The following is a 19406-nucleotide window of genomic DNA, read 5'->3' as shown; positions in this document are numbered from 1 at the left end:
GTGGGCCGGCGGCCCGGGCCCCTGGCAGGCCTGGTCAGGGAAGTCCTCGGGGCCGCCTGGCGCGACGGGGCCGTTCACGCGGGCAACCTTGCCTATCTCGCGCTCGTGACCCTGTTCCCGGCGACCATCCTGGTCACTGCGGTGGCGGGGCTCCTCGGCCGCTCCGATGCCGGGCAGGAGGCGATCGCGGGCTTCCTTGCGCTCTTGCCGCCTTCGGTGGCCGGCGTTCTCAGGCCCCTCGTCGCCGAGGTGGTCGAAGGTCGGCCGGCGGGCGCGCTCGGGCTTTCCGCGCTGGTTGCCCTCTGGACCGTCTCGGGCTTCCTCGAGACCCTGCGCAGCCTCGTGCGCAAGGCCCACGGCGCTGAGGATGACCGGCCCTTCTGGCAGACCCGCCTGCTGATGGCGGCGGCGGGCCTGGCCGCCGCTGCCTCCGTGCTGCTGAGCGTCGCGATCGCAGTCCTTCTCGCGCTGGCGCGGACCCTGCTCGGACTCCTCCACCTGGCCCCGCTCGTCTCCGGCCTCGCCCGCCTCGTGCCCTTCGGCGTCGGCTTCCTTGCGCTGTGGACGCTTCTTGCCGGGCTTGCTCCGCGGAGCGCCCCTGGGCCGCACTGGCCCGGCGCGCTTCTCGTGCTCCTGATCTGGGCGGTCGCCCTTGCACTCGCGGACCCGCTTGTCGCCCTCGCCGGCGGCCTCGCTCGCACCTATGGGGCGCTCGCCGGGATCATGCTTGCGCTCCTCTTCTTCTACATCCTCGGCTTCGCGCTGGTGCTTGGAGCGGAGACCAACGGCGCCCTTTCCAGACGCCGCCGCGCCCGCCTAGAAGCGGGCAGCACCAAGGGGACTTCCGCATGGCACTGATGGCAGGAAAGCGCGGGCTCGTCATGGGGGTGGCGAACGACCGTTCGCTCGCCTGGGGCATCGCCTCCGCACTCCACCGCGAGGGGGCGGAGCTCGCCTTCTCCACGCCTGGCGAGGCCTTCGCCCGGCGCGTGCGGCCGCTTGCCGACAGCATCGGCTCCGCCCTCGTCCTCGACTGCGACGTGGCCGACGACGCCTCGATCGACTCCTGCTTCGCCGCGCTCGCCTGCCACTGGGACCGGCTCGACTTCCTCGTCCACGCCATCGGATTCTCCGACAAGGAGGAGCTGCGCGGCCCCTATCTTGCCACCTCGCGGGCCAACTTCCGCCTGTCGATGGAGGTGTCCTGCTACAGTTTTACCGCCGTTGCCCAGCGGGCGGTTCCCCTGATGACGCGGGGCGGGGCTCTGCTCACCCTTAGCTACTATGGCGCCGAGAAGGTGGTGCCCCACTACAACGTGATGGGCCTTGCCAAGGCCGCGCTCGAGGCCTCGGTCCGCTATCTGGCGGTCGATCTCGGGCCCCGCGGCATCCGGGTCAACGCCATTTCCGCCGGCCCGGTCCGGACGCTGGCCGCCTCGGGCATCGGCGACTTCCGCTACATCCTCAAGTGGAACGAGCTGAACAGCCCGCTCCGGCGCAACACCACGCTGGAGGACGTCGGCGGCGCCGGCCTCTATCTCCTCTCCGATCTTTCATCCGGCGTCACCGGCGAGATCCACCACGTCGACTCGGGCTACAACATCATCGGCATGAAGGCGGTGGACGCTCCCGACATCGCGCTCGCGAAGGACTGATCGCCGTTACTTATTGACGAACGCGTTTCTATGGCCATTGTTCATCCCGTAACTCGGTGCTATTAGGAGGAGAGATTTGCGAAAGGGTGATTCGTGGACTTCCTGCGACTAGCGGCGTCTTTTCTCTTGTCCGCAGGGCTCGCGGTTCACGCGCATGCGCAGGAGCGTTTGCTTCCGGCGAATACGCCCATTCCCCTTGTTGCGCTTGAGGAAGTCTCGTCGAGCGGGCTTCAGGTCGGCACGCGCGTTCGGTTTAGCGTGGCAGAAGACATTATCAACCGAGGTGTCGTCGTGATCCCGCGCGGCTCCCCGGCGACCGGCACAATCACCTGGAAGACCGGGAAGGCCGTCGGCGGCAAGTCGGGCAAGTTCGACGTGACATTCGATGAGGTCGTGGTCGACGGCAACAGGTTTCGCCTGATGGGCAAGCATCGACAGGAAGGCCGGGGCAATACTTTGGGGGCCGTACTTGGCTCGGTCATCATATCTGGCCGGTCGGCGGTCATGATTCCGGGTCAGGTCGTACAGGCCCTCACGGCAGAAACCATCTCCTACTGATTATCCAAGCGCCAGCGCATCGAAGCTTGTCGCCGTTCGGTCGTTCCGGCAGGCACGGGCCATGTCCCACAACAGCTTCGGCCACCTGTTCCGGATCACCACCTGGGGGGAGAGCCATGGGCCCGCCATTGGCGTGGTGGTGGACGGCTGCCCGCCCGGCCTCCCCTTGACCGAGGGCCACATCCAGCCCTTCCTCGACCGCCGCCGGCCCGGCCAGTCGCGCTTCACCACACAGCGCCAGGAACCGGATCAGGTGGAAATCCTCTCCGGCACCTACGAGGGGCTGACGACGGGCACGCCCATCTCGCTCCTCATCAGGAACGTCGACCAGCGCTCGAAGGACTATGCCGCGGTCGCCCGCGCCTACCGCCCGGGTCACGCCGACTTCGCCTATGATGCCAAATATGGCTTGCGCGACCCGCGCGGCGGCGGCCGTGCCTCCGCGCGCGAAACCGCGGCGCGCGTTGCCGCCGGCGCGGTGGCGCGGCAGGTGCTGGGGGAAGGCGTCCGCATCCACGCCTATCTCGTCGAACTGGGCGGGGACCCGATCGACCGCAGCCGCTTTGACCTGGCCGAAGTGGACCGTAACCCCTTCTTCTGCCCAGACCGCGACGCCGCCGCGCGCTGGGAAGGGCTGCTGGACTCCGCGCGCAAGGCGGGCTCCTCGCTCGGCGCCGTCGTCGAGGTGGTGGCGGAAGGCGTGCCGGCCGGCTGGGGAAGCCCGGTCTACATGAAGCTGGACTCCCAGCTTGCGGCGGCGATGATGGGCATCAACGCGGTCAAGGGCGTCGAGATCGGCGACGGCTTCGCAGCCGCGCGGCTCAGGGGCGAGGAGAATGCCGACCGCATGCGCCCGGGCGCGGAAGGGGAGGGCCCCCGCTTCCTCTCCAACCACGCGGGCGGCACGGCAGGCGGAATCAGCACGGGCCAGCCGATCGTGGTGCGGCTCGCGCTCAAGCCCACCTCCTCCATTCTCACCCCGGTCGAGACCATCACCACCACGGGCGAGGCGACCGAGATCGTGACGAAGGGCCGGCACGACCCCTGCGTCGGCATCCGCGCGGCGCCCGTTGCCGAGGCAATGATGGCGCTCGTGCTTGCCGACGCCAAGCTCATGCACCGCGGCCAGACCGGCCGCTAGGCCGCGCGCCCGAACAGCAGCAGCGCGCCTGAGAGCGCCACGGCAAGCGCGACGAGCGAGGCCCCGAGCACCACCAGCAGGGGGCGGGGGCCCGCTGCCAGCAGGTCCCGCATCGGCGAGCGCATGGCCGAGGCGGCGATGGCGAGCGCGAGAAGCCAGCCCGAGACCTGCCCCGCCCGCGCCGCCAGGGCCTCGGGCACGAGTCCGCCGGCGGAGGCGGCGGCAACGGCCAGGAAGCCCAGGAGGAACGCAGGCACGCCCACCCGCCGCCCGTGCGGATGGCCGGCAAGCGCCGCCACGAGAAGCAGCAGCGGCGCGAGCAGCGCGACTCGCGTCAGCTTGACGAGCGTTGCCGTGCGCGCAGCACCTTCGGACACCGCAGCGCCCGCGCCCACGGCCTGCGCCACGTCGTGAACGGCCGCGCCCATGAGGAAGCCCGCTGCCACGTCGCCCAGGCCGAGTGCAGCCGCGAGCGCCGGGTAGAGTGCCATGGCGGCCGCCCCCACGGCGGAGATGCCGACGAGCACCATGGTGAGCTCTCCGCGGGGCACGCGCCGGTCGCCGAGCGTTGCGGCAAGCGCGAGCGCCGCCGAGCCGCCGCAGATGGCGACCGACCCGCCGGCCAGAAGCCCGAACCAGCGCGAGAAGCCCAGCAGCTGGGCAAGGAGCACGCCGGACCCCAGGGCAAGCAGGATCACGACGAGGAGCAGGCCAAGACCGGGCGCGCCGATGGCGGCAAGATCGGCAACGGCGATGCGCGTGCCAAGGAGCACGATGCCAAGGCGCAGCAGCGGTCCGGCAGCAACGGCAAGGCCGGGCACCAGCCGGGGGTCACCCGAGAGGAAATTGAGGGCCAGTCCCACGAGGAGCGCCATGAGCGGCAGGGGAAGGCCATAGCTTGCGGAGAGGAAAGCGGCGGCGAGCACTGCGAGCAGCGCGACGAGGAGACCGGGCAGGTGGTCGGCAAGCCGCGCCTTCGGCGTGGGCTCGATGTCGCCGAAGAGGTCGGCGGCCTGGGGCAGGGGCCGTGCCCGGGGGAGGGTCATCGGCACCTGCCTAGCGTGCCCGGCTGGCGGGGGGAACGGCCCGCTCCGTGCCGGGCCGCGCCTCTCTCCGGCCCGGCAGGCAGGAGAGGCGGCGCCTCTCGGGCCGCGTCTCCTTGGCCCGGCAGGGAGGAGGGGCGGCTGCCTCTCGGGCCGCGTACCTTTCGGCCCGGCAGGGAGGAGGGGCGGCGCCTCTCGGGCCGCGTAGCTTTCGGCCCGGCAGGGAGGGTGGGTGTGGCGGCTGCCTCTCGGGCCGCGTCTCCTCGGCCCGGCAGGGAGGGTTGGTGTGGCGGCTGCCTGCCGGGCCGCAAGAAGAAAGGTGGGGCCACATGTCCTGTAAGCCGGGTTCTGTCCCCTCGTCGGGGGGCAGCCATTCCTCTCGGGCGGCTGTCGCCAGCCGCCTCCAGCGACCAACCCGCGCGCCGGCCGGATCGAGCCGTGGCCCCGAGGGGCCGTGCGCGCCTATTCGGTCTTGCTCCCGGTGGGGTTTGCCCTGCCGTCCCCGTTGCCGGGGCCGCGGTGCGCTCTTGCCGCACCCGTTCGCCCTTGCCGCCACCCTCGCTTTCGCAAGGGCCGGGCGGCGGTTCGCTTTCTGTGGCACTTTCCCTGGGGTCGCCCCCGGCGGGTGTTACCCGCCACCGCCGATCCGTGGAGCCCGGACTTTCCTCGAGGGCGTGCGCCCGCGCGGCTGCCCGGACATGTGGCCCAGCACCCATCTGGCCCACGCGCCCTCCCGGGTCAAGGTGCCCGCACTTGTGCATCGCACCATGGGCGGCTAGGGCGCCCGCGCGTTTCCGCAATGCCTGCAGCAAGGACCGAGGCGATGGCCATCACCCGCACCCTTTCCATCATCAAGCCCGATGCCACGCGGCGGAATCTCACCGGCCGGGTGACGAGCATGCTGGAGGAGGCCGGCTTGCGCGTGGTCGCCTCGAAGCGCATCCGGCTGACGCAGGAGCAGGCGGAGGCCTTCTACGACGTCCACCGCGAGCGGCCCTTCTTCCGCGACCTCGTGGCCTTCATGACCTCGGGACCGGTCGTCGTGCAGGTGCTCGAGGGCGAGGATGCGGTGGCGCTCAACCGCCGGGTGATGGGCGCGACCGACCCAGCGAAGGCCGAGCCGGGCACCATCCGCCGCGAGCTTGCCGAGTCGATCGAGGCCAACTCGGTCCACGGCTCGGACTCGGACGAAAACGCCGCGCGGGAGATCGCCTTCTTCTTCAGGCCCGAGGAGATCGTCGGCTAGACGGGGGAACGGCTCCGGCGTGCGGCGAACTCCCGCCGCAATCGCCCCTCGCAGGCCCGCCGCCTCCCTTCCGCGCCGGCGCGGCCGGGCCCTGGTCGACAGCGGCCGGAGTCTCGGCCTAGGCCTCGAGCTCGACGTCCCAGTAGAGATAGTCGCGCCAGGTCTCGTGGCAGTAGTGCGGCGGGAAGGCCCGGCCGTTCTCCTGAAGCTGGTGGCTGGTCGGCTGGAACGGCCGCTGCCGCGGCATCATGTGCGCCTCGGCCGGCGTCCGCCCGCCTTTCCTGAGGTTGCAGGGCGCGCAGGCCGTCGTCACGTTGGTCCAGGTGGTGCGCCCGCCGTAGGCGCGCGGCACGACGTGATCGAAGGTGAGATCCTCGCGGCTGCCGCAATACTGGCAGGTGAACTTGTCGCGGAGGAACAGGTTGAAGCGGGTGAAGGCGGGGTTGGCCGAGGGCTTCACATATTGCCGGAGCGCCACCACGGAAGGGAGCCGCATCGCGAAGCTCTGCGAGCGGATCTCCCGCTCATACTCCGCCACCACGTCCACCCGCTCGAGGAACGCTGCCTTGATTGCATCCTGCCACGACCACAGCGAAAGCGGATAGTAGGAGAGCGGGGTATAGTCGGCGTTGAGCACGAGGGCCGGGCAGGCTTCCGGCGAGACGTTGCGCTCCAGCCGCTCGAGGATCTCGGGATGATACATGCCGGCACGACCTCCCTCTGCGCTCGCGCAGGTCTGGAAATCCGGCCCTATCGCACCTCGGGCAGGTGGCTCCCACCGCCTGCGCCGCCCCTATACCAGAGGCTGTATGTCGCGCGTATGACAGCACCACATCTCGTGGGGGTCAAGCGCAGGCGTGCCGCATGACCCTGGTCACCCGCTTCGCCCCGAGCCCCACCGGGCTGCTTCACCTCGGGCACGCCTTCTCGGCCGTCCATGCCACGCGCCTCGCGCGCGAGGCAGGCGGGCGGTTCCTGCTCCGCCTCGAGGACATCGACCGCACCCGCTGCCGGCCCGCGTTCGAGGCGGCCATCCTCGCTGACCTCGCCTGGCTCGGCCTGATGCCAGATGCGCCACCGCTCCGCCAGTCGGACGCGCGCGCCCGTCACCGCGCCATCCTTGAGCAACTCGTCGCACGCGGGCTCGTCTACGCCTGCACCTGCACGAGGGGCGCCATCGAGGCGGCAGCTGCACCGCATGCGGGCGAGACCGTGCCTTACCCGGGCACGTGCCGCGGCAGGCCGCCGCCTGCTGACGGCACGCCCTTCGCCTGGCGCCTCGACCTCGCGCAGACCGGTCTCTCCCTCGTACAGCAGTGGCAGGACGTGGCCGCGGGCCCGCAGCAGGGCCGTGCCGACCTGGCGGGCGACCCGATCCTCTGGCGCAAGGACGGCTGGCCCGCCTATCACCTCGCCTGCGTGGCAGACGATGCCGCCCAGGGCGTGACGCTCGTGGTCCGTGGCCGCGACCTTGCCGCCGTCACGCCCCTCCAGCGCCTGCTTCAGGAGCTCCTCGGCTTCCCGGCGCCCGCCTATCTCCACCATCGGCTTCTGCTCGCGGCCGATGGCCGCAGGCTCGCCAAGCGCGACCGCGCCGAGACGCTGGCTGCGCTGCGCGAGCGGGGGGTGGACGGGACGGCCCTTGCGGACCGGCTCGGCGCGCTTGCCTCGACCGGGCCCGACCTCCACCTCTGCCTCTGAGCCCCGCGGCAGTTCTCGGCATCCGCACTCTCGGTTGGGGCGTGCATTCCGCGCGCGGCGCGCCTAGGTTCGCTCCATGGACAAGGTCATCATCGCCCTCATCGTCGTTGCCGCCGCGGCGGTTGCGGTCACGCTCGTCAGGGGCATCTTCACCATGGCTTCGGGCAGGGACGTCTCGGGCGTGAAGTCGAACCGGCTGATGACCGCCCGGGTCGTGCTCCAGGCGGTTGCCATCCTGCTCGTCGTCATCCTCTTCCTGCTCTACGGCCGCGGCGCGGGGGGCTGAGCATGGTGAAGCTGAACCGCATTTACACGAAGACCGGGGACGACGGGACCACCGGCCTTGCCGACGGCTCGCGGCTGGCGAAGGACGCCGCGCGCGTGGCCGCCTACGGCAGCGTCGACGAGGCCAACTCCGCGATCGGCGTCGCGCTGCTCCATGCGGAAGGGGCCCACCGGGAGATGCTGCTCCGCATCCAGAACGATCTCTTCGACCTCGGCGCCGATCTCGCCACGCCTGGCGAGCCGGAGGGCTGGAATGCGCTGCGCATCGTCGGAGCGCAGGTCACCCGCCTTGAGGCCGAGATCGACCGCATGAACGCCGAGCTTGCGCCGCTTTCGAGCTTCGTCCTGCCCGGCGGCACGGCGCTTGCCGCCCATCTCCACGTGGCGCGCACCGTGGTGCGCCGCGCCGAGCGCGAGACCGTGACCGCGGCCGCCGAAGGCGCCATCAACCCGCTCGCGCTCCAGTATCTCAACCGCCTCTCGGATCATCTCTTCGTGATGGCCCGGCACGCCAATCTCCCTGCCCACGGCGGCGCAGGAGACGTGCTCTGGGTTCCTGCGGCCAACCGGGAGTCGTCATGATGCAGGACCTGGTGGAGGCGGCCGAGGCGCTGCTGCCCGAGATGGTCGCGCTGCGCCGCGCCATCCACGCGGAGCCCGAGCTCGGGCTCTTCACGCCGCGGACGTCGGCCAAGGTGCGCGAGGCCCTGGCCGGGCTCCCGCTCGTCTGGCGCGAGGGGCCGTCCACGTCCGGCCTCATCGCCGTGCTGGAGGGTGGTGCCAACGGCCGCACCGTGTTGCTGCGCGGGGACATGGATGCGCTTCCCATGCCCGAGGAGACGGGCCTGCCTTACGCCAGCCGCGTCGAGGGTGCGATGCACGCCTGCGGGCACGACAGCCACACGGCCATGCTGGCCGGCGCGGCGCGGCTGCTGTGCGCAATGCGCGACCGTGTGGCCGGCACGGTCCTGTTCATGTTCCAGCCCGGCGAGGAGGGGCACCACGGTGCCCGCTTCATGCTGGAGGACGGCCTTCTCGACCCGTTGCCGGACGCCGCCTTCGCCCTCCACGTCATGCCCAATGCGCCGCACGGCATGGTGGGTGGCAGGGCCGGGCCGCTGCTCGCCTCGGCCGACCGGATCGAGGTGATCGTGCGCGGCCGCGGCGGCCATGCCTCCATGCCGCACGACGCGCTCGACCCGGTGCCCATCGCCTGCGCCATCGTGACGGCGATCCAGACCTTCGTCACCCGCGAGGTGCCGGTGTTCGACCCGGCGGTCGTCACCATCGGCCGCATCGAGGCCGGCACCACCGACAACGTGATTGCCGACAGCGCCCGGCTTCTCGGCACCATCCGCACGCTCTCGCGCACCCGGCGCGCGGCGATGCGCAAGGGCCTCAGCCGCGTTGCCGAAGGCATTGCCGCCGCCCATGGCGCGACGGCCGAGGTGCGCCTCACCGAGGGCTTTCCGGTGACCGTCTGCGACGCCCGGGCGGTCGCCTTTGGCCGCGAGACGGTCGAGGCCCTGTTCCCCGGTGCCTGGCGCGACCTCGAGCAGCCGATCATGGGCGCGGAGGATTTCTCCTACGTGCTCGAGAAGGTGCCGGGCGCCATGTTCTTCCTCGGCGTCAGCGAGGAGGGGGCGGACTGGCGGCAGTGCTGCCCGCTTCACTCCACCCGCATGGTGCTCGATGAGCGGGTGATGGCGCGCGGTGCGGCCCTCCACGCCGCGCTCGCCCTCCGCTTTCTCGAGACCGGCTTTTCCGGCTGAGACGCCGGGGCTCCCCCTCAACCGGGACTCGCTCCCAACCCCTGTCCGCCTTGCCGGGAGACGCGCGCTGACCGCCTGGGCCACCGCCTCGCTGTTCAACGAGATTGCGGCGCTGCTCGTGCTGGCGGCGCTCGTGGGGTTCGCGGGCAGCCTTCTGCGGCAGCCGCTCATCGTGAGCTTCATTGCCGTCGGCATCCTCGCCGGCCCGTCCGTCCTCGACATCGCGCGCTCGAGCGCGCCGATCGAGCTGCTGGCCGAGCTCGGGATCGCCATCCTTCTCTTCCTCGTCGGCGTGAAGCTCGATGTGAAGCTGGTGCGCGAGCTCGGGCCCGTCGCGCTGGCCACCGGTCTCGGCCAGGTGGTGTTCACGGCCGGCATCGGCTTCCTGCTGTGCCTCGCCCTCGGGTTCGACACGGTGACCAGCCTCTACGTGGCGGTCGCGCTTACCTTCTCGAGCACGATCATCATCGTGAAGCTCCTGTCCGACAAGCGCGAGATCGACAGCCTTCATGGCCGGATCGCGCTCGGCTTCCTCATCGTCCAGGACCTGGTGGTGGTGCTCGCCATGATCGGCCTTTCGGCGATCGGTGTCGGCACCCGCGCGGGCGGCGGCCTTTCCGATGCGCTGGGCGTGCTCGGCGCGGGCCTCGGCGCGCTCGGCCTCGTCCTGCTCTTCATCCGCTACCTCGCCGACCCGCTGACCACCCGGCTCGCCCGCACGCCCGAGCTCCTCATCGCCTTCGCGATCGCGCTTGCCGCCCTTCTCGCGGCTCTCGGAGACAGCTTCGGCTTCGGCAAGGAACTGGGCGGCCTGCTCGCGGGCGTGGCGCTGGCATCGACCCCCTGGCGCGATGCCATCTCCGCGCGGCTTGCCCCCTTGCGCGACTTCCTGCTCCTCTTCTTCTTCATCGCGCTCGGCAGCCGGCTCGACCTCGGCCGCCTCGGCGACGACCTCTTCGCGGCAGCGGTGCTCTCCGCCTTCGTCCTCGTCGGCAACCCGCTCATCGTCCTCGCCATCATGGTCGGCCTTGGCTACCGGATGCGCACCGGCTTCCTTGCCGGGCTGACGGTTGCCCAGATCAGCGAGTTCTCCCTCATCTTCATGGGGGTGGGAGTCGCGCTCGGGCACGTGGAGGAGGCCGCGCTGGGCCTGGTGACCATGATCGGCCTCGTGACCATCGCGGTCTCCACCTACATGATCACCTGGTCGCACCTGCTCTGGGCGAGGATCGAGCCGCTGCTGCGCCCGTTCGAGCGCCCGGCCCCGCGCGAGGCCCGCGAGGAGGAAGGCGAACGCACTCGCGGGCATGACGTGCTGCTGTTCGGGCTCGGCCGGTACGGCGCCGCCATCGGCCACAGGCTCCGCGCGGCCGGGCTCTCGGTCCTCGGCGTGGACTTCAGCCCCGAGGCGCTTGCCGACTGGCGTGCGGGCGGAGGCGAGGCCGTCTACGGCGACGTGGTCGACCCGGAGTTCCTTGCCCACCTGCCGCTCGCGGGCGTGCGGCTCGTCGTCTCGACCATCCGGGACCATCCCGCCCAAGGACTCACCCAGGCAGATGATCGCGAGGCGCTCCTTCAGGCGCTGCGCGCCGCCGGCTTCTCGGGCATCGTTGCGGTCACTGCCGTCCATGCGCGTGATGCGCAGCGCCTGGCGCGCGCCGGTGCCGACCTCGTCCTCGAGCCCTTCGCCGACGCAGCCGAGGAGGCGGCGCAGCGGCTCCTTGCCGCGGCAGAGAAGCGGGCGTCACGGAAGGCGGAGCGGCCTGGCGTTCGTTGACAGGCCCGCCCCCTTTCCGCATGGGACGCGGGCACGGAACACGCGCGCAGGGAGCCAGCCCATGAAGATCCTCGTGCCCGTCAAGCGGGTGGTGGACTACAATGTGAAGGTGCGGGTGAAGTCCGACCAGAGCGGGGTCGAACTCGCCAACGTCAAGATGAGCATGAACCCGTTCGACGAGATCGCCGTCGAGGAGGCGGTGCGCCTGAAGGAAAAGGGCGTGGCGAGCGAGATCGTCGTCGTCTCGATCGGGGTGCAGCAGTGCCAGGAGACGATCCGCACCGCGCTCGCCATGGGGGCGGATCGCGGCATCCTCGTCGTGACCGATGTTCCGACCGAGAGCCTCGGGGTTGCCAAGGTGCTGGCGAAGATCGCGGCGGAAGAGCAGCCGGGCCTTGTCATCCTCGGCAAGCAGGCGATCGACGATGACGCGAACCAGACGGGGCAGATGCTGGCCGCCCTGCTCGGCTGGCCGCAGGGCACCTTCGCCTCGAAGGTCGAGCCCGGTGACGGGCATGTCACCGTCACGCGCGAGGTGGACGGCGGCCTGGAGACGGTGGAGCTGAAGCTGCCTGCCGTCATCACCACCGACCTACGCCTCAACGAGCCGCGCTACGCCTCGCTTCCCAACATCATGAAGGCGAAGTCGAAGCCGATCGCGATGAAGACGCCTGCCGACTATGGCGTCGATCTCGCGCCGCGGCTCGAGGTGCTGAAGGTGACGGAGCCGCCCAGGCGCAGCGCGGGCATCAAGGTGAAGACCGTCGACGAACTCGTGACCAAGCTGAAGGAAGCCGGAGCGATCGCATGAGCATCCTCGTCCTCGCCGAACACGACAATGCGCAGCTCAAGGACGCGACCCTTGCGGCCGTGACGGCGGCGCGCCAGCTTGCCGGGCACGCCGGGGGCGAGGTCCACCTTCTCGTGGCGGGCGAAGGCTGCCGCGCGGTTGCGGAAGCCGCAGCGAAGGTCGAAGGCGTGGCCAAGGTGCTGTGCGCCGACGACCCGGCCTATGGCCACGCGCTGCCCGAGAATGTCGCACCGCTCGTGGCCAGCCTGATGGCGGGCTACGACGCCTTTGTCGCGCCTGCGACCTCGCGCGGCAAGAACGTGGCGCCCCGGGTGGCCGCCATGCTCGACGTCGCGCAGGTCTCCGACATCCTCTCGGTCGAGGGCGCCGACACCTTCACCCGACCCATCTATGCGGGCAACGCGATCGCGACCGTCCGCACGAAGGACGCGAAGAAGGTCATCACCGTGCGCGGCACCGCCTTTCCCAAGGCGGCCATGACCGGGGGCTCGGCCGCGATCGAGACGGTCTCCGGCCCCGGCGACTCCGGCCTCGCCGTCTTCCGGGGCGCGGAACTCACCGCTTCCGAACGGCCGGAGCTCACCTCCGCCAAGATCATCGTCTCGGGCGGCCGGGCGCTGGGCTCGAGCGAGGCCTTCCACACGACCATCGAGCCGCTGGCCGACAAGCTCGGCGCCGCCGTCGGCGCCTCGCGCGCGGCCGTCGATGCCGGCTATGTGCCGAACGACTATCAGGTGGGTCAGACGGGCAAGATCGTTGCGCCCGAGCTCTACGTGGCGGTCGGAATCTCGGGGGCCATCCAGCACCTCGCCGGCATGAAGGACTCCAAGATCATCGTCGCCATCAACAAGGACGAGGAAGCCCCCATTTTCCAGGTGGCCGACTTCGGCCTCGTGGGCGACCTGTTCCAGGTGGTGCCCGAGCTGACCGCCAAGCTCTAGGCGCCGGCCGGGCACGCGGCCGGGCGCGCGGGCGGGCGCGGGCGGGCGCGAGCGGAGCGGGCGGAGCGGAAGCAGGGCGCGCCGCGCTTCCCGCAGGGGAACGGCGAGCGAGCAGGGCGAGCGGGGAGGGCAAGCGGGTGCGTCGTCTCGCGGCCGTAGTCCGGTTGGTGGCGCTGGCCATTCTCGGCGCCTCCGCCGTGCCCGCGGCCGCCTGGGGTCCCACCGGCCACCGCATCACCGGCGCGCTCGCCGAGCACTATCTCTCGCCCAGGGCCCGGGCGGGCGTCATGGAGATCCTCGGCACCGAGAGCCTCGAGGAAGCCTCCACCTGGCCCGACCACATGCGCTCGGCCCCCGGCCTCTTCTGGCGGGTCACCGCCAGCCCCTGGCACTATGTGACGGTGCCCGACGGCCGCCGCTGGCGCGACCAGCCGGCGCCGGCCGAAGGGGACGCAGTCACCGCGCTCGACCGCTTCGCCCGCACCATCCGTGACCCGGCCGCGAGCCCTTCCGACAAGGCGCTCGCGCTGCGCTTTGCCATCCACATCGTCGGCGATCTCGCCCAGCCGCTGCACGTGGGCCGCCCCGGCGACCGCGGCGGCAACGACGTCAAGGTCCGCTTCTTCGGCCGCGAGACCAACCTTCACGCCGTGTGGGACAGCGACCTCATCGACCACGAGCGGCTGTCGTTCAGCGAGTGGGCCGCCCGGCTCCACCGGCGGCTGACACCGGAACAGCTCCGCGCCTGGTCCAGCCCCGACCCGGAGCAGTGGGTGGATGACGCGGTCGCCATCCGCGCCGGCCTCTACCCCGACCGTCCCGACCTCGCATGGGACTATGTGTTCGCGCAGCGCGAAACGCTCGATGCCCAGCTCGCCAAGGGGGGCCTGCGGCTGGCCGCCTGGCTCAACCGGCTGTTCGACGCGCCCTGAACGCGCCCGGGCTCCAGCCTGTCACGCTCCTGTCACCCCATGGAAACTGTCCGGTAACCTTGCCCGCGCATGAACGGGGCACAGGAGGGCATTCCATGATTCGTACCGTTCTCGCATCCGTCGCGCTGCTGGCCTCGGCACCGGCGCTCGCGTCCGTCACCTTCACCGGCATGTGGGCCGTGCCAGGTGGCGCCACTGACCTGTCGGGCATCAGCCCGGCGTTCGCCGGCAACCGCCTCTCCTTCGGCTCCGACCTCTTCTACGACCGGGCGTCCGGCACCTTCTGGGGCAACACCGACCGTGGGCCCGGCGGCGGCGTCATCAGCTTCCAGCCGCGGGTGCACCAGTTCACCCTCGACATCCAGCCCGACGGCTCGGTCACCGGCTTCTCGCTCCTGAAGACCGTCACCTTCACCCACCCCGACGGCCGGCCGTTCGATGGGCTCAATCCTCTCCTTCTCAACGGCGACAAGTCGGTGCTCGGCCTCAGCCACGATCCCGAGGGGCTGGTCGTGCTGCCGAACGGGCATTTCCTCGTTGCCGACGAATATGGCCCCTCCCTCTACGAATTCGACGCGAACGGCGTGTTCCTTCGCGCCTTCGAGACGCCATCGAACCTCCTGCCGCGGCGGGCGGACGGCACGCTGAACTTCGTCGACGGCCGCGGCGCGCCCGCGGGCGAGCGGGTGGAGACCGGCCGGCAGGACAATCGCGGCTTCGAAGGCCTCACCCTCTCGCGCGATGGCAAGCAGGCCATCGCCGTCCTCCAGGACCCGCTGATGGAGGAAGGCGGCCCGGGCGGCCGGGAAGGCCGGCGCAGCCGCAACGTCCGCGTGGTGGTCTACGACATCGCCAGCGGCAAGCCCGTCGCCCAGTACATCTACCAGCTCGAGGCGCTTGCCGACATCAACGCTCGCATCCCCGGCACGGCGGACGATTTCCCGGCCACCTCGCAGGGGCGGAACATCGGGCTGTCGGGCATCATGGCGCTGCCCAACGGCAAGTTCCTGGTGCTCGAGCGCGACAACCGCGGCCTGGGCGTGGACCCGGTGCTCGAAGGGCTGCTCCCCGTGGGCTCGAAGCGCGTCTGGCTCGTCGACTTTGCCGGCGCGACCGACGTCTCGACCATCAGCCTCGCCGGCTCCAACGCGCTCCCGCCCGGGGTCATCCCGGCGACGAAGACGCTCTGGCTCGACATCCAGGCCGAGCTCGAGCGCGCCGGCGTGCCGGTCGGCGAGAAGATGGAAGGCATCGCCTTCGGTCCCTGGATCGACGGCGGCCTCTCCTTCGTCGTCGTGACCGACAACGACTTCTCGGTCACCCAGACCGGCGGTGGCACGCAGTTCGACGTCTGCACCAACCTTGCGGGCTCGACCGCCGTGCAGGTCGCGCTCGGCGCCGCCTGCCCGTCCGGCCTCGCCCTGCTGCCGAGCTTCGCCTACGTCTTCCGCGCCTCGGGCCAGTCGCTGGTCGCAGCCGGCATCCCCGAACCCGGAACCTGGGCGATGCTCGTCGCCGGTTTCGGCCTCGTCGGTCTGGCGGCGCGGCGGCGCAGGCCGGCTCGCGCCGCCTGATCGTCCCCGCTCTCCCCAGCGCGGCGTTCGGCACCGGTTCAGCGTCCTCTCGCCATCCGGTTCCCGGAAAGGGAGACGGCATGGAGTTCCTGTTTTACACGTCGAACCAGATCACCGGGGACGATGACGTGCGCGCCCGGATCGAGGCGGCGGTTCGCGAGAAGCTCGAGCGGATTGCCCCGGCGCTCACGCGCGTCGAGCTGCATCTCTCCGACCCCGACGGCCGCGCCCGCGACGCGGCCGGCAAGCGCGCCCGCCTCGAGGCGCGCCCGAAGGGTCGCGACCCCATCGTCGTCAGCCACGACGCCCCGACGGTCGATCTCGCCGCGGTGGGTGCTGCCGAGAAGCTGCTCGTTGCCTTCGCTCGCGAGCAGGGCCGAATCACCAGCCGCAAGGGTCACTGAGCCCGGCTTGCCCACCTCCGGGCGGCTGGCTAGCAGGGCGCCGGCACGACGAAAGGCAGGGGCATGAAGGTCGGGGTCATCGGTGCGGGGATCATGGGGTCGGGGATCGCCCAGGTCGCCGCGGCGGCCGGGCACCAGGTCACGCTGACCGACATTGCCCTCGAGCGCGCCGAGGCGGGCAGGGCGGGGATCGGGAAGGCGCTCGACCGCCAGGTGGCGAAGGGCAGCCTTGATCCGGCGGCGGCCGCGGCGCTGCTCGCCCGCATTACCCCGGCAGGAGACACCGCGCCGCTTGCCGAAGCCGATCTCGTGATCGAGGCGGCGACCGAGAATGAGGAGCTGAAGCGGAAGATCTTCTCCGGCCTCGCGCTCGCCCCCCACGCCGTGCTTGCCACCAACACCTCGTCGATCTCGATCACCTGGCTGGCCGCCGCGACCGACCGGCCCGACCGCTTCATCGGCCTCCACTTCTTCAATCCCGTCCCGGTCATGAAGCTGGTCGAGATCATCCCCGGGCTTGCCACCTCCGAGGACACGCAAGCCACCGCCCGCAGCTTCGTCGAGGGCCTCGGCAAGACCGCGATCGTCTCGGCCGACTCCCCCTCCTTCATCGTCAACCGGGTGCTGTGCCCGATGATGAACGAGGCGATCTTCGCGCTCGGCGAAGGGGTCGGATCGGTCGAGGACATCGATGCCGGCCTCAGACTCGGCGCCAACCACCCGATGGGCCCGCTGACCCTTGCCGACTTCGTCGGCCTCGACACGCTGCACGCCATCATGCTCGTGATGCTGAAGGCCACGGGCGATCCCAAATATCGCCCGGCACCGCTTCTCACCAAATATGTCGAGGCCGGCTGGTTTGGCCGGAAGTCGGGCCGCGGCTTCTACGACTATTCGGGCGAGCGGCCGGTCCCGACCCGCTAGGGACTGGCGGGCCTGCATCGCCGACGACGGCCACGGAAGCCGCACCCACGACCGGCCCGGCAAGGCGATCGGCGACACTCCGTTGGGGGCGAGCGGAGGGCGCGCCAGACGGACAGCGCGCCCTCAGAAACGGATCGTTCCCTCAACCCCCACCAGCCGCCGCGCGCCCGGCGAGATGAACGAGCCGCCGAACTCGACCGCGGGAATGACCTCGGCAACGAAGCGCCGGTCGGTCAGGTTCTCGGCGAAGCCGACGAGGCTCCAGCGGCCGGTCTCGATCCCGGCGCGCAGGTTGAAGATGCCGAAGGCGTCGCGGCGGGCGATGCTGTAGTTGGCGTTGCCGACGAAGGCCGGGAGACCAAGCGCCGAGCCGGGCAGGAGGCCCGAGAAGAGCGTGGGCTTCTCCTGCGCCTGCACCGTGTGGAACCAGGTGGGGCCGGTAAGCCGCCAGTCGAACCGGAGCAGGCCGGAGAGCCCGCCAAAACCGAGGGGCTGGCGAACCTGCGTGCCCACGTTCACCGTGTAGTCGGCGGTGTAGGGGGACTTGTTGCCGACCGTGTCGGGCCGCGAGCTGTTCGCGCGGATCTCGCTGCCGAGGATGTTGGCTGCGCCGAACACCGTCCAGCCGTCGCGCACCTGAGCCGAAAGGTTGAACTCGCCGCCCCAGATGTGGACCTTGTCGATATTCGAGACGACGCGGAGCAGGCCGAACCCGCCCACGAAGAACTCGAAGAACTGCATGTCCTTCACGCTCGTGAAGTAGCCGGCGACGTCATAGGAGAGGCGTCCGTCGAAGAGCGTGCCCTTGACGCCGGCTTCGACCGCGTTCGAGGTCTCCTTGTCGTAATCGTCGCGAATGCGCACCTGCGCTCCGATGAAGTCGACGAAGTTCTGCTGGACGATTGTCGCCGAGCCCTGGTTGTTGAACCCGCCCGACTTGAAGCCGATTCCCCAGTTGGCGTAGATGTTGGTGGCAGGCGTCGGCCGGAAGCTGAGCGTGACCTTGGGCTGCACCTGCGACCAGTCATCGGACTTCTCGACCAGCGGTCCGAACGCCTGGCCCGGGTTGATGGGGCCGCCCGTGAAGGGGTCAGTCACGTTCGGGACGAGCGGGATCGCCCGGCGCTTCTCGATGTCGTAGCGGAGTGCCGCCCCGGCCGTGAAGCGGCTGGTCACGTCCCAGTCGACCGCCCCGAAGACTGCGTAGACGTTGGTCCGGAAGTTGTCGGCCAGAAGCTGGGAGGTGGGGTTGGTCGAGGTCGGCGGGTTGTAGATCTGGCGGATGACGCCATTGCCCGTGTCGCCGGCCAGGTTGATCGCGACCGTCCGGTCGATGTGAAGGAAGTAGAAGCCCGCCTGCCAGGAGAGCGGACCATCGGTGTTCGAGACCAGCCGGATTTCGGCGCTCACGTCTTCCTGGTCGCGCTTCTGGTACTGCGTGCCGTCGCAGGTGGTCGGCGAGTAGGGGCCGAACGTCGAGCCGTTCGCGGGGGCGAAGATGAAGGGCACCGGGATCTGGCCGATGAAGGCCGGCGGGTTGAGAGGATAGCCAGTCAACGCCGCCGTCGAGGCGAAGCAGGCGTTGACGGTCGACGCGACCGCCGGGTTCACGGCCGAGATATAGCGGGCGAAGTCCGCGGACGTGCCGTCGGCGACCAGATTCTGCTTCACGTTCGAGTAGAGCGCCCAGGCGGTCAGCCGGACCGGCCCGAAGTCATGGTCGATCTTGCCGGAGAACTCGAACGTGTCCTGCGCGTTGGTGGGCCGGATGTTCGAGTAGAAGTCGAACCGGTGCGCGTTCACGTCCTCGAAGAAGGCCGGGTTCGCGCCAGCGAAGTTCGGCAGGTGGAAGGCGGCGTTGAAGGCGATCGAGGCGCCGCGCAGGGTTGAGAAGCGGCCCTTCATGTCGATCTCGGTGGCATCGCCCGCCTCGATGACGAAGCGGCCGTCGATTGCGAAGACCTCCTGGTCATCGATGGTCTTCGAGCCGAGGAAGCGGTTGGTCCACCAGCCGTCGGTCGTGCGGTACCAGGCCGACAGCACCGCCCCCACGCGGTCGTTGAGCGGGGCGGCGACGAAGGCATCCGCCTCGAAGGTACGGTTGTTGGCGTAGAGCGCGCGACCTCCGGCCTCGAGGGTGTCGCCGGGCTTCACCGTCGACATCACGATCGCCCCTGCCGCGGCGTTGCGGCCGTAGTAGGCGCCCTGCGGCCCTTTGAGCACCTCGATCTGCCGGAGCGTGCCCTGGCGCTGGTTGAGCTGCGCCACGTTGGTCTTGAGGATGCCGTCGACGACGAGGGCAACCGAGCTCTCCGCGTCGCGCGCGCCGTTGATGCCGCGGATGTTGATCTGCGTGTCGCCCGCCTCGGCGGTACCGGTGACGATGGTCACGCCAGGGGTCAGCTGCACGAAGGCATCCGCCGTCTGGATGCCCGTGGTGCGGATGGTATCGGCGGTGAGCACGGTCACCGAGGCCGGCACGTCGGCCAGCCGCTCGTCGCGCCGGCGCGCCGTGACGATGATCTCCTCTCCGGCGCCCTCCGCGGCTCCGGCAGCGGTCTGCGCCCGGCCTTCGGTCGCGGGGAAGGCCGCAAGGGCGGCGCCGAGAAGCAGCATGGCACGCATCGTCTTCACCCCTTCGC

The 19406-nt window shown here is 70.5% G+C and carries 18 protein-coding genes, 1 other RNA gene and 2 pseudogenes; 17 read left to right on the top strand and 4 right to left on the bottom strand.

The features are described 5' to 3' along the window. The 4 genes from H3H34_RS09170 (at position 1) to aroC (ending at position 3354) form a co-directional block, all read left to right on the top strand. Positions 1 to 858 (top strand): YihY/virulence factor BrkB family protein, encoded by an 858-nt coding sequence (locus H3H34_RS09170; protein ID WP_194744991.1) that lies wholly within the window; start codon positions 1 to 3, stop codon positions 856 to 858. Next, the gene (fabI, locus tag H3H34_RS09165; protein WP_328831859.1) at positions 858 to 1655 is read left to right on the top strand and encodes an enoyl-ACP reductase FabI; all 798 of its coding nucleotides are present in this window, start codon (positions 858 to 860) and stop codon (positions 1653 to 1655) included. Before H3H34_RS09170 ends, fabI begins: the two co-directional genes overlap by 1 nt. Positions 1656 to 1748: 93 nt before the next feature. Continuing rightward, positions 1749 to 2213 carry a hypothetical protein gene (locus H3H34_RS09160; protein ID WP_194744989.1) on the top strand — a complete coding sequence of 155 codons (465 nt, stop codon included), beginning with the start codon at positions 1749 to 1751 and terminating at the stop codon, positions 2211 to 2213. A gap of 61 nt (positions 2214 to 2274) precedes the next feature. Next, positions 2275 to 3354 (top strand): chorismate synthase, encoded by a 1080-nt coding sequence (gene aroC / locus H3H34_RS09155; protein ID WP_194744988.1) that lies wholly within the window; start codon positions 2275 to 2277, stop codon positions 3352 to 3354. On the opposite strand, the gene H3H34_RS09150 is transcribed toward aroC, so the two are convergent. Continuing rightward, positions 3351 to 4400 carry a putative sulfate exporter family transporter gene (locus H3H34_RS09150; protein ID WP_194744987.1) on the bottom strand — a complete coding sequence of 350 codons (1050 nt, stop codon included), beginning with the start codon at positions 4398 to 4400 and terminating at the stop codon, positions 3351 to 3353. The genes aroC and H3H34_RS09150 overlap by 4 nt on opposite strands. Positions 4401 to 4718: 318 nt before the next feature. Continuing rightward, an RNA gene (gene rnpB / locus H3H34_RS09145) (RNase P RNA component class A) lies at positions 4719 to 5101 on the bottom strand. A 119-nt stretch (positions 5102 to 5220) separates the two neighbouring features. Between rnpB and ndk the strand changes: the two genes are divergently transcribed. Further along, positions 5221 to 5643 carry a nucleoside-diphosphate kinase gene (ndk, locus tag H3H34_RS09140; protein WP_194744986.1) on the top strand — a complete coding sequence of 141 codons (423 nt, stop codon included), beginning with the start codon at positions 5221 to 5223 and terminating at the stop codon, positions 5641 to 5643. A 118-nt stretch (positions 5644 to 5761) separates the two neighbouring features. Here ndk and H3H34_RS09135 read toward each other — a convergent pair whose 3' ends face one another. Further along, on the bottom strand, positions 5762 to 6346 hold the full coding sequence (locus tag H3H34_RS09135; protein WP_194744985.1) for an HNH endonuclease: 585 nt from the start codon (positions 6344 to 6346) through the stop codon (positions 5762 to 5764). Positions 6347 to 6507: 161 nt separating this feature from the next. On the opposite strand from H3H34_RS09135, the gene gluQRS reads away from it, so the two are divergent. The 12 genes and pseudogenes from gluQRS to H3H34_RS09080 all read left to right on the top strand — a co-directional run bounded on the left by gluQRS (position 6508) and on the right by H3H34_RS09080 (position 16764). Next, complete coding sequence (gluQRS, locus tag H3H34_RS09130; protein ID WP_194744984.1) at positions 6508 to 7344, top strand: tRNA glutamyl-Q(34) synthetase GluQRS; 837 nt, start codon at positions 6508 to 6510, stop codon at positions 7342 to 7344. A gap of 76 nt (positions 7345 to 7420) precedes the next feature. Then, positions 7421 to 7630, top strand: a complete 210-nt coding sequence (locus tag H3H34_RS09125; protein WP_194744983.1) for a twin transmembrane helix small protein — start codon at positions 7421 to 7423, stop codon at positions 7628 to 7630. A 2-nt stretch (positions 7631 to 7632) separates the two neighbouring features. Continuing rightward, positions 7633 to 8211 carry a cob(I)yrinic acid a,c-diamide adenosyltransferase gene (locus H3H34_RS09120; protein ID WP_194744982.1) on the top strand — a complete coding sequence of 193 codons (579 nt, stop codon included), beginning with the start codon at positions 7633 to 7635 and terminating at the stop codon, positions 8209 to 8211. After that, complete coding sequence (locus H3H34_RS09115) at positions 8208 to 9401, top strand: M20 metallopeptidase family protein (protein WP_235945647.1); 1194 nt, start codon at positions 8208 to 8210, stop codon at positions 9399 to 9401. Before H3H34_RS09120 ends, H3H34_RS09115 begins: the two co-directional genes overlap by 4 nt. A gap of 118 nt (positions 9402 to 9519) precedes the next feature. Further along, entirely contained in the window at positions 9520 to 11178 is a 1659-nt protein-coding gene (locus tag H3H34_RS09110; RefSeq protein WP_207790869.1) for a cation:proton antiporter, read from the top strand. 61 nt (positions 11179 to 11239) lie between these two features. Then, positions 11240 to 11989, top strand: a complete 750-nt coding sequence (locus H3H34_RS09105) for an electron transfer flavoprotein subunit beta/FixA family protein (RefSeq protein WP_194751899.1) — start codon at positions 11240 to 11242, stop codon at positions 11987 to 11989. Further along, on the top strand, positions 11986 to 12930 hold the full coding sequence (locus H3H34_RS09100; RefSeq protein ID WP_194744980.1) for an electron transfer flavoprotein subunit alpha/FixB family protein: 945 nt from the start codon (positions 11986 to 11988) through the stop codon (positions 12928 to 12930). Before H3H34_RS09105 ends, H3H34_RS09100 begins: the two co-directional genes overlap by 4 nt. A gap of 137 nt (positions 12931 to 13067) precedes the next feature. Then, positions 13068 to 13862: a S1/P1 nuclease gene (locus tag H3H34_RS09095; protein WP_194744979.1), complete on the top strand. Its 795-nt coding sequence runs from the start codon at positions 13068 to 13070 to the stop codon at positions 13860 to 13862. After that, positions 13760 to 15163, top strand: a pseudogene (locus H3H34_RS13645) (esterase-like activity of phytase family protein); the annotation flags it as partial. The gene H3H34_RS09095 and the pseudogene H3H34_RS13645, both read left to right, overlap by 103 nt. A 171-nt stretch (positions 15164 to 15334) precedes the next feature. Continuing rightward, positions 15335 to 15436 (top strand): annotated as a pseudogene (locus H3H34_RS14165) (PEPxxWA-CTERM sorting domain-containing protein); the annotation flags it as partial. 80 nt (positions 15437 to 15516) lie between these two features. Then, positions 15517 to 15840 (top strand): HPF/RaiA family ribosome-associated protein, encoded by a 324-nt coding sequence (locus H3H34_RS09085; RefSeq protein WP_194744977.1) that lies wholly within the window; start codon positions 15517 to 15519, stop codon positions 15838 to 15840. 63 nt (positions 15841 to 15903) lie between these two features. After that, positions 15904 to 16764: a 3-hydroxyacyl-CoA dehydrogenase NAD-binding domain-containing protein gene (locus H3H34_RS09080; protein ID WP_194744976.1), complete on the top strand. Its 861-nt coding sequence runs from the start codon at positions 15904 to 15906 to the stop codon at positions 16762 to 16764. 123 nt (positions 16765 to 16887) lie between these two features. Here H3H34_RS09080 and H3H34_RS09075 read toward each other — a convergent pair whose 3' ends face one another. Beyond that, positions 16888 to 19389, bottom strand: coding sequence for a TonB-dependent receptor (locus tag H3H34_RS09075; RefSeq protein WP_235945645.1), 2502 nt, complete (start codon positions 19387 to 19389; stop codon positions 16888 to 16890). Positions 19390 to 19406 lie beyond the last annotated feature (17 nt).

Source organism: Thermaurantiacus tibetensis (assembly GCF_015354055.1).
Lineage (GTDB): Bacteria > Pseudomonadota > Alphaproteobacteria > Sphingomonadales > Sphingomonadaceae > Thermaurantiacus > Thermaurantiacus tibetensis.
The sequence above is the reverse complement of the archived record's forward strand: the minus strand, read 5'-3'. Positions and strand labels throughout refer to the sequence as shown.